Origin of the sequence: Azotobacter chroococcum, from assembly GCF_002220155.1 — a bacterium.
Taxonomy (GTDB): Bacteria; Pseudomonadota; Gammaproteobacteria; order Pseudomonadales; family Pseudomonadaceae; genus Azotobacter; species Azotobacter chroococcum.
Genome location: NZ_CP011836.1, coordinates 268787 through 281257 on the forward strand (window position 1 = coordinate 268787; position 12471 = coordinate 281257).

Below are 12471 nucleotides of genomic sequence, written 5' to 3' on the forward strand. Positions count from 1 at the left end.
CCAGCGATGGCAGATCTGGAATCCGAGTTTCTGTATGGATGCGTTCTGATTGACTTAACGCCGAGTGGCCTCTGACCCGTTCTGTCTGGTGTTCCGGGTAAGCTCGGTCTCATTGGTCGGTGCCGGTGAGTGGCGGTCGCGCCTCAGGGCGATCGGCCCCATCCGTGAGCGATCCAGCTCGCCTTCCCAGGCGGCCACCACCACTCCCGCCACCGCATTGCCGATGAAGTTGGTCAGTCCTCGGCATTCGGCCATGAAGCGGTCTACGCCCAGGATCAGCACCATGGCTTCGACCGGCACCGTCGGCACTGTGGCCAGGCTTGCGGCCAAGGCCACGAAACCGGCGCCGACCACCGCGGCCGCTCCCTTGGAGGTGAGCATCGTCACCACCAGCAGGGTCAGTTGCTGTTCCAGGGTCAGCGGAATGTTGCAGGCCTGGGCCAGGAACAGCACCGCCAGGGTCATGTAGATGTTGGTGCCGTCCAGGTTGAAGGTGTAGCCGGTGGGTACCACGATGCCGACCACGCCTTTCGAACAACCGACGTCTTCCAGTTTTTTCATCAGTTGCGGCAGTGCCGACTCCGAGGAGCTGGTGCCCAGTACGATCAGCAATTCGGCCTTGAGGTAACCCAATAGACGGAAGATGCTGAACCCGGCCTGCCGGGCAATGCTGCCGAGCACACAGGCGACGAAGAGGAAGGCGGTGAAGTAGAAGGTGCCGATCAACTTGAGCAGAGGCACCAGCGAACCCAGGCCGTACTTGCCGACGGTGAAGGCGATGGCTCCCAGCGCACCGAGCGGTGCCACCCGGCTGATCATGCCGACAATGCGGAAAAATACTTCGGACGCCTGATTGATCAGCTCGATCAGTGGTCGGGCAGGTTCGCCGATCAGCAGCAGGGCGATACCGAACAACACCGAGACCATCAGGATCGGCAGGACCTCGCCCTTGGCGAAAGCATCGAAGAAGGTACTGGGTATCGTGTGCATCAGGAAGCCAACGAACCCTTCACCATGCGCTGCCTGGTTGACATAGCCAGAGATAGCGCTGGCATCCAGGCTATGCACGTCGACGTTGAAGCCCTCGCCGGGACGCAGCAGGTGTGCCGCCAACAGGCCGATAAACAATGCCACAGTGGAAACCAGCTCGAAGTACAGCAGGGCCTTGCCGCCGACCCGGCCGACCCGCTTGACGTCCTGCATGCTGGTGATGCCGGAAACCAGGGTACAGAAGATGATCGGGCCGATGATCATCTTGATCAGCTTGATGAAAGCATCGCCCAGCGGCTTGAGTTCGATACCGGTTTGTGGCCAGAAGTAGCCAATCGCAACACCCAGCACGATGGCGATTACTACCTGAATGTAAAGGGTGCGCCCTAACTTCTTGATTGTCATTGTTATTGCCCTGGTGGTGCCGCGCTTGCGGCGGAAAAAAGCCTCCACGGCGCGCAGCCTGACGGCGGCGCACGGGAATCCTGTTGTGTGAGGGAAGAAGATCGAGCTCAGTGAGCCCGCGGCTCGTCGGGGAGCGACGTTCCTTCTGCGGCGCTAAGGACGCGGCGGTGCGACTAGTTCACGAACGCCGGCCAAGAGCGTGCGTATGTCTGAGGTACAGGCTGTCGGCGAGGAAGAATCGAGGTGTTTCATCGGCAATTTTCCGTGCTTTGTTGTTGTTGATTGCATGATTGCCAAGCGGGGGGCGATCTGTGAATCTGGATTTCCGGAAGGAGGCGTTCGGATTTGCTTAACGCCATACAGAGAACACCACCATGCATTTCGATCTGGCCGACCTACGCCTGTTTGCGCATATAGCTGAGTCACCCAGCCTGACCCAGGGCGCGCGCAAGGCGTTCATCTCCCCGGCAGCGGCCAGCACGCGGATCAAGCATCTGGAAGAGGAACTCGGTAGCCGTCTGCTCTACCGCGACAGCCGCGGCGTCGAGTTGACGCCTGCTGGCAATCTGCTGTTGCAACATGCGCGAAGAATTCTGCGCCAGGTGGAGTACATGAAGAGCGAGTTCACCGACTACGGCAGCGAGGCTGCTGGACATGTGCGTATCTTCGCCAATACCACGGCAGTCACTGAATTCCTTCCGGAAATCCTCGCTGGCTACCTCGTCGAACGGCCTGGGGTGACGGTCGATCTGCAGGAGCGACGTCTAGCCCGCGACATCGTGCGCGGAGTACTGGACGGCTCGACCGACCTTGGGATCATCGCTGGCCCAGTGCAGACCCAAGGTCTGCAGGTGCTGCGCTTCAGCACCGACCGCCTGGTGTTGGCCACTCCACGCGACCATCCGCTGTCCCGGCGCGGCAGTGTCAAGCTGGCCGACACCTTGGAGTACCCACACATCGGCCTGCATGAAGGCGCCACCCTACAGTACTTCCTGCGCGAGAAGGTCGAACTACTTGGCAACAGCTTCAGCCTACGTATTCAGGTCTATGGCTTCGAGGCCATGTGCCGGATGATCGAGGCAGGAGTGGGCATCGGCATCCTCCCGGAGTCCGCGGCGCTGCGCCACCAGCGCACTATGCAACTGGCGGTGGTCGAGTTGGATGAACCCTGGGTGCTGCGCGAGCGCAGCATTCTCGTGCGTGATCTAGAGGCGCTGCCGAGTTTCATCCGCACCCTCGTGAACGTGATCCTGGAGAAGCCGTTGGCGGCTCCATAACGGTGCCGCCAGCGAAAATGCCTGGGTAGCTTTACCCCTGCCAACATGCTCGAGTTCGTCCCTGGGATCATGGAGCACTCAGCGCCAGTATTAACCCTAACCCTGCAGTACCGGCGAAATCCCTATCGTGCGCCCCGCAGTGGCCCGCTTAGGTTGCTGCGCCCCGGGCGTAGTCTGGGCGCAAACACGGAGGCGGAAGCGCCCATGACCATCACCCTCGACCAACTCACCCAGGCCGCAGCCAGCGAAAGCCTTGAGGCTGCCTGGCGCCAGGCTGGTTGTAACCGAAGAAGGGGCCGCTGGCGACGTCCTTGTAGAGTTGCGAACGGTCGGCAAGGGAGGCGCCGCGCAGCGCCTGGCACAGGCTCGCCAGAAGCGCATCGGCCAGCAGAGGGACATGCAGTGCCAGGATCGGCAAGACGCACAGTTCCTCGAGGATCAGCTCCATAGCCCGCTCGTCGCGCCCACCGGCGGGATAGTCCTGGCGAATGTCCATCGCGACGATGATCAGGTGGCGCAGCAGGGGCTGGATATCGACCACACGGCAGCCCTGCGGCAGGTCGGCACGGGCTAGCAGATCGACGAACAGGGCTCGCTCCGCACCCTGCCGGCAATCTTCAGGTCGTGCTCGACGCCGGCCGGCACCCAGACGCCCCGGCCTGGCGGTACGATCCAGCTTCCCAGAGAAGTGTTGACCGTGACCACGCCGCTCAAGGCATGGATGAGCTACGCACGGGAGTACCGATGCGGAGCGACACGCTCGCCGTGCCGGTAGTCCCGAGATACGGCGCAAACGGGGCTTGCATAGAGGGAGTCGAACAACATGGTGATGGTGCATCGCTGGCGATGGAGCCCGGGCCAGTATGCCCAGATCGACGGCAAAGCCCCCAAGGCGGTCGCGCTGCCTTCCTTCTCGCCCTAGAGGCATCGTCATCCCCCCTTGCGGAGGCCGGAACCCGGTTCGTCCAATACCTTGCCCCCCGACGGACGCAGTCGCATGCGCCGCAGATAATCGTGAAGGCCTGGCTTTCGCTCCAGCCATACCGAGCTGTCGGGTAGGCGCTGCAAATAGTCGAGCATGGGGGTGAGGATGGCATCAGCCATGCTGTAATCCGCTCCACAGAAGAACGCGCAGTTACCCAACTGCCGCTCTAGAAGCTCCAGTGTCTGGATGACCAAGGGCTCGGAAGCGGCCAAAGCCTCCCGGTCGACAGGTCGTGACGACTGCATGGGCGAAACCAGCAGTAATAAGTAACGGCGGATCAACCGGTCGTCGACGTACAAGGCCAGGGTGGCAGACCACTGGTCCACTTCGACTTTCCGCGCCAGATCCAGAGGCTGAAGAGAGGATTGGGGAAAAGCCTCGTCGAGGTAGCGGCAGATGGCGGTGGTTTCAAAAATGCGCCGTTCCCCATGCAGCAGCACGGGGATCTTGCCGAAGGGATGCAGGGCCAGGTGTTCAGGGCTGCGCAGGGCGATCGTGTGGCCGTCGATCTCGAGGCCATACGTGTAGTCCAGCGACTTCTCCTCGCAATACAGCCGAACGCTGCGGACGAAGGTGCTGAATCCCGGACCGAGTATGTGCAGGCTCATCGGTAACGCCTCCATGGAGTTGAGGCTGTTATACTGACGGGCATGACCTTATGTTCAAGAACATAAACTCGGGCTTTGGCACACTGGCGCCTAGCGCTCGTCCCGAGGAGAAGAACACATGTCTTGGCCCAGTACCCGACGCACAACAACCCGCCAGAAAATTCTGGATAGCGCCGCACGGTTATTCGCGCTGGAGGGCTTCGAACAGGTCAGTATCGACGCGATTATGCAGGATGCCGGACTGACCCGCGGAGCTTTCTATCACCACTTCGCCTCCAAGAAGGAGCTCTACAACGAAGCTCTTCGAAATGCGGCCCGGGCAGGCGGCGCGCTACTCGAGCGGGCCGGCACGGAGGGGTTGCGACAAATGGTGAAGAGCTACCTTCGAATGGGCCATCGGGACGGCAGCCAGATGCACTGCCCCCTAGCCTTCATGGTCAACGATGCAGCTCGACAGGACGAGATCATTCGAGACAGCTATACCCGAATTCTGACGGCATTCGTTGCGCGGCTGGAGAGCAGACTGGCAGCGACAGCGGCGATGACCCCGCGGCAGCGGGCGCTGCAAATCGCCGTGGCCATGATTGGTGGAGTAGCCCTAGCCCGCGCTGTCGACGACGACCGGCTGGCGGAGGAGATCCTCGTGGCCTCCCAAGCCGGGTGCTTGCAGCTCATAGAACCTTGAGATCGCTGGAATCCGTCGAACGCCACCCAGGGCACCGCGGATGCGGATTTTTTTCCGATCCCGAGTGTTCGGGAATAAACCTGACCATTAGCCATGGTGCGCAATTGCAGGAAATTGCGCAGTCAACTTCGACCCGCCTCAAACGGCAGAAGCCATCCAAGAACGGCCGTTCGTCCGAGTTTCAGAAATCCGTTTATTCTTACTGTGTCATAAACGTGGATAGCCCAAACCGCCGTACAGGTCCCGGCAATACTCAAGCATCAGGTAGACACCCAGTTGATGACGCAGCGTCGTGATCGAGTCCGCCACATGCCGCTGTGCGCGCTGGCCGACCGCGGGGGCGGTAATCCGCGGGAAGCGCAGGTACCGTGCACCCCATGAGGTTTTTTTTTCCTTGGCCATCCGGTCCGGACAGGGCCTCACGGCGCAGGCGCTGCCCGAGCAGAAAACCGTAGGCGGCGATGCTCAGGCTGGCATGGTGGTGGAATCCCCGCCAACCGCGTCCCTCGTAATGTCCCAGCCCCAGGTCCTGCTTGAGATCCTGATAGTCGCGCTCGATACGCCAACGCAGGTGGGCGATGCGCACCAGTTCCGATAGCGGCGTGTCCTCCTCGAGCGTGGACAACCAGTAACGGGTCGGCTCGGCCTGCGTGAGGGGCCATTCGATCAGCAGCCATTGCTGCGGGTGCAGCCGCTGTTTTGCCGACACGCTGCCGGCAGGGCGTACCCGTACTGCAGCGAAACGCCCGCTCAGTGGTTCGTTGGTTCCCTGGCGCCAGGTGAGTTCCGTAAAGAGCTCGGGCGGCAGCGACAGGGCCAGCTTCTTCACCGACAGTGGTCGATGCTCCGGCGAGCGCCGCGTGGCTACCGGTGGGCGCCCCTTGCCCGTCCAGGGCTTGGGCGGCAGCGGCTGCTGGCCGGGCGGCCATACCCGCACGACCGAGGTTATCCCAACCACATAGGGCAGCCCCATGGCCGTCAACCCCTGGCGAAAAGCGCTGTCCACGCCGTAACCGGCATCGGCCACCACCCAATGATGGGGTTCCCCGGCTTCGAGCAACGCCTGCAACTGCGAAAGCGCTATCTGGGGCTTGGTGGCAAAGCGGACGTCCTCGGGTACGCCGGCCTGGCGGCGCCGCCCGGCATCTTCGGCCCACTCCCGGGGCAGGTACAAGCGCCAGGCTACCGGCAGGCTGGCCTGTTCGCACGCCAACGAGACGCTGACCGCCACCTGGCAGTTGTCCTGCTTGCCCAGCACCCCGCAGTACTGGCGTGCCACGCCCACCGAGTGCCGTCCCTTCTTCGGGAAACCGGTGTCGTCCACGAGCCAATAGCTGCCAGCGGACAGATCCATTGTCGGCAGGACCCACCGGGCCACACGGCGCAGCATTTCGGTATCCGACCAGTCGGCCTTGGCCACGAAATGATGCAACGCCTGGTGCCGGGCACTGGCATGCAGGGGGTCGAGGTGTGCCGCCATGGGCTCCACGCTCTTGCGCGCCAAGGGCAGCATCAGGCCTGAGCAATAGCCGCGCAGCCCGGCTTCCCGGTCGGCATGTCCCAGGCCGGCCGCCAGATGCGCCAGGTATTCGTCGAACCGGATCATCGAGTCCATCGTCGGTCTCCTTCGAACTGCCGAAGATCTACTGACGATAGCTCAATTTAGTGACACAGTAAGATTAGATCGTGGATGTAGCCCTCGCGGTCGTGATCGGTGGTCCCGAAATCCGAGTAGATATGGCTCAGAATCATCCGTTTCGAGAAGCCTTCCGGGGTGTTGGTTACATGCGAGCGCGAGAGGTTGCGGAAAATGCCATCGACCCGCTCGGCGAGGAATTCCGCCCGCCGGGCCATGAGCCCCTGGATCGTGGCGCGCAGGTTGTCGAGGCTGAACTCGGGCATGTCCAGCTCGGGATTTTTGCCCCGCTGGTAGCCGCGCTGGCGCCAGGCGTTCAAGCACTCATGCCACTGGTTGCGGCGGGCCTGGGGCATGTGCTCCTGCAGGTCGGTCAGGCTGAGCGCCCGGCTCCAGAACGTCGCGGTGAGGTCGTTCAGCGCGCCATCGAGGTTGAATATCTCGTCGAAGGAGCTGGTGTGGCGCAGCATGGCGCTGTGGCCGTACTGGTCCGAGCTGTTGCCGGAGAAGAAATAGCCCATCACGCCGGATACCTTCTCCTCGGTGACGATGCCGTGGACCTCGACGATACGGGCCTTCAGCCGTTGGTACTCGCTGGCCAGCTGGGTGAGGGTGTCGAACTGTATCGGTGCGAAGAACTGATCGACGATATCGCCGAGGATGGGTTGGGAGTTGTTGCGGTCTTGCTCGAAAAGTTGCATGGGACAAACCTCCTGGGAATGTCCCTACACTCTCATCCCTTCGACAAATCCCAAGCCGGCCAATGCAATCCCTGCAACTTGTTGTCGATAGTTGCCGCATCTATTTCCAGGGAAAGTTTATTCCCTGCAATTATCAGTCGATCACCAGAGGCTTGGCCTCGTCCCAATGATCGAGCGGGATGGCTTCGGTGGATATAGCCACCCGCATCCCCAGCGTCGGACTATTGCGCTTGAGCAAGAACGCGGCAGCGCCAGCACACATGGCCTCCGCATCCGAGGAAAAATTCCCCTTCTTGTTCAAGAGCGCATATTCCCTGAAGTGGCGGATTCTTTGACACTGCCGCGTCGAGAAATCGTGCGCCAACAGATCGGCAATCATTTTCTCCAACTCCTTGGGGGGAATTATATTCTGCCGAGTCTTGAGCAGTGGGCATTCGATACAAGGAACTTTCAGGCGGAAGTACGAGGCCAGCATATTATCCCCGGCCCTTTCATCCTCCGCCTGCGGTAGTTCGAGTGCAAACTGCTCGCTCGGGAAATCATTTTTCGCGGTCATGTCGTGCCTCCTGCTTTGGCAACGAAGGTATGCAACACCCCGATGCTGCCCCACGTCTGGGCAAACCCAAATTCCAGCTTCTGCTGTGCGTTGGACAGCCCGCCAAGCGAAGCGGCTTTCCCAGCCAGGGGCGGTTATTTCGCTGGGGATCGGCGCGGCGGCGAGAGGCGAAGTCCGCGCCTTCTGGTTGGGAAGGGGGCGTTCCCGCCATTAGGCCGAGGGAAAGCTCGCGGCCATCTGCTCGCCGGTTTCGAGGCTGATCGACAGGCAGTGCTTGGCCGTGCGCCCATAGCGCAGCAGCTCCCACACGATGCCCATGCCCGCCGTGGTGATGGCGCGGTTGACGAGACAATCCTGCGTGCCCAGCGACTCGGCGGCCGAGCAGGACTTGCGTGGATCGTCCTGCAGGCTGGCCAGCTCCGGGTAGACCTCCATGACCGAGGGGTAGCGCTCCCGGTGGCGGGGGCTGAGGGCGCCGAACACCGCTTGACCATGCCGGTGCCCGTTGCCCAGGTCGAGCCACATGCAGGACGGCTTGAAATAGTCGTCGTAGTGGGCGAGCGCCCGTCTGGCCGAGGGCAGGTCCACCGCCGTGATGATGAGGTCGGCACGGGCGATGGCCTTCTCGGTTTCCGGGCCGGGAAAGCGATAGGGCAGGCCGGTCCAGTCCAGCCCGAGCATCAGGTTGTAGCGGTTGGCCAGCGCCACCGCCTTGTACTGGCCGAGGTCGCAGGGCCAGAAGCGCTGGCGGACCAGATTCGGTTCCCGCACCAGGGCGTCGTCGATGATCGTGACGTTCAGGCCCTTGGGGTGGCCGAGGCTGATGAGCGCATGATGGAAGCTGGCCAGACAGTCCACCACCTCGCTGCCGTTGCCCCCGGCGCCGATCACCACCAGATGCACCGCATCGCTCATCCAGCGCTCCGGCGCCTCGAACCAGACTTCCTGTGGGGCCAGCAGGGCCTGAGCGCTCATGGGCGGCCTCCTGCGCGAATCAGGTCGGCCAAGGTGTGCTGCTCGCCGTTGCGGGCCTTGGCCGGCAGCAGGCGGCTGGCCGGGAAGGTGCGGGCCTGCTCCTCATGCAGCTTGGCCATGAACGCCTCGTAGGCCGCTTGGCTGCCGACGCCCTTCACCGGCGGGGTATCGCCCAAATGCGTGGCGCGGGCCTCGACGGCGAAGCCCTCGCAGGCGGCCCGGTCCTCGTCGCGCCCGCGAAACTCCTCCTGTCTCACATTGCCGCCGCACATGGTCCCGCTGGTGTTAATGTTGCCCAGCGGCGCGATCCAGAGCTTGGTGTCCGGCGTGGGGCGGGCACGCCCCTTGGCGGCGAACACCCGCAGCCGCTGGCCCTCGAACTTGGCGTAGATCAGCAGGGGCAGCGGCACGCGGTAATCCGCCTCGCGGAAATGCACCTCGGCCTGTTGGGGCGGCGTGAACCAGACCATGTTGAAGCCGGAGCCGTCGCGGGCCAGCACCTGATCGGGGACGAAGGCGATGGACTCCTTGTTCCCGCTGAGGATTTCCACGATGGCCGTCTTGTCCTGCTGGTTGAACAGGCGACCGGCGCCCAGCACGAAGCCAGCATCCGGGGCGGGAACGACCTTGTGGCTGGTCACTTCGACCGTGCCGCTTTTTTCGTTGCGATGCAGCAGCAGGGCGATGGATTCGGTATTACTAAGTCTATCGAAAGTATTGTCATATTGAGAGACAATACCCCGATGAAATGCAAACGAAACTCCGATGGTCGGGCAATCGACCACCACTCCCTCCAGGTCATGCGTCAACAGGCGATCAAGGCCGTTCGCGAAGGGCAGACCGTCCAAAGCGTGGCGGCCGCCTTCGGCGTCAATATCCGCAGCGTCTTTCGCTGGCTGTCCGACTTCGCCAATGGCGGACAGAACGCCCTGCTCGCCAAGCCGGTTCCCGGACGTCCGCCCAGGATCAGTGCCGAGGAAGTGCGCTGGCTGGCACAGGCCGTTCGGGATCACTCGCCGCTGCAATACCGCTTCGAATTCGGCCTGTGGACCCTCTCGCTGATTGCCAAACTGATCCGCCGCCAGTTCGGCAAGACGCTGTCACTGTCCGCCGTGAGCCGAGTCATGAAGCTGCTCGGCTTCACCGCGCAAAAACCCTTGTATCGCGCCTGGCAGCAGGATGCAGCGCTGGTGCGCCAGTGGGAAAACGAGACCTACCCGGCGATTCGGGCCGAGGCCCGTGCAGCGGGGGCAAGGATCTACTTCGCGGACGAGTCGGGCCTGCGCTCCGACTACCATGCCGGCACGACCTGGGCACCGCAGGGGGAAACGCCGCTGGTCGAGGTGACCGGCCGACGCTTCTCGGTGAACATGCTGTCGGCGGTCGGGACGCGCGGCGAGTTCCGCTTCATGCTGCACGACGGGACGGTGACGGCCAGCGTGTTCCGCGAGTTTCTCAAGCGCCTGCTGATCGGTGCCGAGCAGCCGGTCTTCGTGATCGTCGATGGCCATCCGGTGCACAAGGCCCGGCTGGTCAGGGCGTTCGTCGAAGAACAGGCGGGGCGCCTGAAACTCTTCTATCTGCCCCCGTACTCGCCACAGCTGAACCCGGACGAGCAGGTCTGGGGGCACGTCAAGCGCAGTGTCTCCAGGCGTCTTGTGCAGAACCGGGAGGAAATGAAGAAGTTGGCCCTGGGCGCGCTGCGCAGAATCCAGAAGTTGCCGGAGCTGGTGAAATCGTTTTTCCGCCACCCGGACTGCCGATATACAGCAGCATGACATTACTTTTTAAAAGATTAGTAACCAAACGCCGCGTGGTAAGTACCCAACAAAAAATCAGGTTTCAACCCCTTGCCGAAATCGTGGTCCTGGGTGCAACTGAGTTTGCTCCGAGGCTTGATTAAGCATCTGGCGAGTCCAGGCGCTTCCATGCCCGGTGGTACTTCGCTACGCGCTGTAGGTCTTTCTCGCTCACCGCGTTGAGCCGCAGCAGATTCATGTTGTCCTCAATGTCCAACAGCTTGATCTTCCTGGCAAGCGGGTGGACACGAACGCGGTCAATGAAGGCCTCGTAACTCTCGTCCTTGCGGCGGGTAAGCACTACAACCGCGCTCACGACCGATTCTGGAAATCCATCGTTACGCAAATCGTCAGCAGTTGTAGGGGAATCCTCTATCACATCGTGGAGCAAGGCGACACACTGAGCGATTGGGTCATCCAAGCGGGCCGCGAGGCGAAGCGGATGCAGGATGTACGGTTTGCCCGCCTTATCCACTTTCCCTCCGTAGGCCTTGAGGGCTCGATGCAGAGCGAGTTCGATCAGAGCTGAAGGCATATTCATTTCTTCTCGCGCTTCTTCCGCGTTAGCCATTCAGCCATGGACGAATCCTCCAGGGCGTATTCACCCCGAGAGGCCTTCCAGACAAGCTCTTTCTCGCGCAGCACATCGAGCGCCTTCTGGACGTTCGGAGTGCTGGCGTTGGCCTCGGCGCCGGCCAGCTCCAACTGGCGGTTCACTTCGATGAATGTCTGCTCAGAAAATGGCGTGAAAGGCTGCTTGCTCATGACTCGCTCGCCCATCACCTCAAGCACCGCCTGTTGCAGCGGCGAAAGATCATTATAGGCGCTCTCGTAGTCGCTCCAGACCCCGGCTTGGTGATTCAGGGCGCCAGTGCGCAGCAGCTCCGCGAGATTGCTGGCTTCGCCCAGGCCTATGCTTACCTCCGTGAGCAGGGCGTTGAGCATTTCCGGGCGACGGCCAACCAATCCGAACGCATAATCCATGTCGTCGGCGCTGAACTGGTTGGTAGCGGCGAGGCGGGTATTCCACACGCCGGTCACGAACTCAACGAAGTCGCGGCCAAGCAGCGGGAATGGCGTGATGTGAGCGCCATAGAAGGGCTGCTTGGACTTGAGGACTAGGTTGGCCAGCTTGTCCCGGCTCGACCCGGTGAAGACCAGTCGCAGTCCATCGGGGCGGTTGCCCCGGTTGAGGTGATCCCGCGCAGCCTTGAGGGCGAACATGGTGTTGATCCCGCTCTCGCTGTTCAGCGCGTGCTGGGCCTCGTCTACGATCAGGACTATCATCTGGCCGGAGACTTGGTGCAGTACGTCTAGGGCCTTGGCCAGTGTCGTGCCTGGAGGCAGTTGCGGCTTGCTGAAATCCCAACTCAGGGTGCGGAGCAGGTTAATCTTCTCGATGCCGACCTTCTTTGCGGCCTTGCGGGCGGCGCTGTCGAACTCTGCCAGGGCGCGACCAATGGCGCCGGCAATCAGCTCGGCGGGATCGACCTCTCGGTTTTCCCAGAGGTCCACGTATACCGGCAGCCAGCCCCGAGCTTCGCATTCGGGCGCGAGGTCGTTTTCGAGAAACGTGCTCTTGCCAGTACGGCGAGGTGCTGCCAGAAACATGCCCGAGCTGTAGTCGGCAAAGGACTCGCCGGCCAAGTCTCGCACAAGAGCCTCGGCTAGGGCCTTGCGGTGGAAAATGGGGCGGGACGGACTCATCTGACTATCCTGAATTATCTGACTAACTATAGTTTATATCTTTCAGGATAGTTTTAGCATAGATCACCGCTTGGTGAGAGCTAATCGTCCTAGTCTTACTGTGTCACTAAATTGAGCTATCGTCAGTAGATCTTCGGCAGTTCGAAG

At 61.8% G+C, this 12471-nt stretch carries 12 protein-coding genes and 1 pseudogene; 3 read left to right on the top strand and 10 right to left on the bottom strand.

Annotated features, from left to right (window positions below):
- Positions 1 to 54 precede the first annotated feature (54 nt).
- Complete coding sequence (locus tag ACG10_RS22660) at positions 55 to 1395, bottom strand: dicarboxylate/amino acid:cation symporter (protein WP_232487306.1); 1341 nt, start codon at positions 1393 to 1395, stop codon at positions 55 to 57.
- Positions 1396 to 1769: 374 nt separating this feature from the next.
- Here ACG10_RS22660 and ACG10_RS22665 point away from each other — a divergent pair, with 374 nt between their 5' ends.
- Entirely contained in the window at positions 1770 to 2672 is a 903-nt protein-coding gene (locus ACG10_RS22665) for a LysR family transcriptional regulator (RefSeq protein WP_089170125.1), read from the top strand.
- Between the two features lie 322 nt (positions 2673 to 2994).
- On the opposite strand, the pseudogene ACG10_RS24635 reads toward ACG10_RS22665, so the two are convergent.
- A pseudogene (locus tag ACG10_RS24635) lies at positions 2995 to 3497 on the bottom strand (AraC family ligand binding domain-containing protein); the annotation flags it as partial.
- A 105-nt stretch (positions 3498 to 3602) separates the two neighbouring features.
- A complete protein-coding gene (locus tag ACG10_RS22675; RefSeq protein ID WP_089170126.1) occupies positions 3603 to 4265 on the bottom strand; it encodes a glutathione S-transferase family protein in 663 nt (220 codons plus the stop codon).
- 118 nt (positions 4266 to 4383) lie between these two features.
- On the opposite strand from ACG10_RS22675, the gene ACG10_RS22680 reads away from it, so the two are divergent.
- Entirely contained in the window at positions 4384 to 4950 is a 567-nt protein-coding gene (locus tag ACG10_RS22680; RefSeq protein WP_089170127.1) for a TetR/AcrR family transcriptional regulator, read from the top strand.
- A 253-nt stretch (positions 4951 to 5203) separates the two neighbouring features.
- On the opposite strand, the gene ACG10_RS22685 is transcribed toward ACG10_RS22680, so the two are convergent.
- The 5 genes from ACG10_RS22685 to ACG10_RS22705 form a co-directional block, all read right to left on the bottom strand.
- Entirely contained in the window at positions 5204 to 6565 is a 1362-nt protein-coding gene (locus ACG10_RS22685) for an IS701 family transposase (RefSeq protein ID WP_089166638.1), read from the bottom strand.
- A 47-nt stretch (positions 6566 to 6612) separates the two neighbouring features.
- On the bottom strand, positions 6613 to 7287 hold the full coding sequence (locus tag ACG10_RS22690) for a DUF4942 domain-containing protein (RefSeq protein WP_089170128.1): 675 nt from the start codon (positions 7285 to 7287) through the stop codon (positions 6613 to 6615).
- A 133-nt stretch (positions 7288 to 7420) separates the two neighbouring features.
- Positions 7421 to 7843 (bottom strand): hypothetical protein, encoded by a 423-nt coding sequence (locus tag ACG10_RS22695; protein WP_089170129.1) that lies wholly within the window; start codon positions 7841 to 7843, stop codon positions 7421 to 7423.
- A 210-nt stretch (positions 7844 to 8053) separates the two neighbouring features.
- Entirely contained in the window at positions 8054 to 8818 is a 765-nt protein-coding gene (locus tag ACG10_RS22700; RefSeq protein ID WP_089170130.1) for a PRTRC system ThiF family protein, read from the bottom strand.
- On the bottom strand, positions 8815 to 9459 hold the full coding sequence (locus ACG10_RS22705; protein WP_157731518.1) for a hypothetical protein: 645 nt from the start codon (positions 9457 to 9459) through the stop codon (positions 8815 to 8817). Before ACG10_RS22705 ends, ACG10_RS22700 begins: the two co-directional genes overlap by 4 nt.
- Before the next feature lie 102 nt (positions 9460 to 9561).
- On the opposite strand from ACG10_RS22705, the gene ACG10_RS22710 reads away from it, so the two are divergent.
- Positions 9562 to 10596, top strand: coding sequence for an IS630 family transposase (locus ACG10_RS22710; protein WP_089168053.1), 1035 nt, complete (start codon positions 9562 to 9564; stop codon positions 10594 to 10596).
- 121 nt (positions 10597 to 10717) lie between these two features.
- Here ACG10_RS22710 and ACG10_RS22715 read toward each other — a convergent pair whose 3' ends face one another.
- Positions 10718 to 11188, bottom strand: a complete 471-nt coding sequence (locus tag ACG10_RS22715; RefSeq protein WP_232487307.1) for a GTP pyrophosphokinase — start codon at positions 11186 to 11188, stop codon at positions 10718 to 10720.
- Positions 11155 to 12324, bottom strand: coding sequence for an ATP-binding protein (locus ACG10_RS22720; protein ID WP_089170132.1), 1170 nt, complete (start codon positions 12322 to 12324; stop codon positions 11155 to 11157). Before ACG10_RS22720 ends, ACG10_RS22715 begins: the two co-directional genes overlap by 34 nt.
- Positions 12325 to 12471 lie beyond the last annotated feature (147 nt).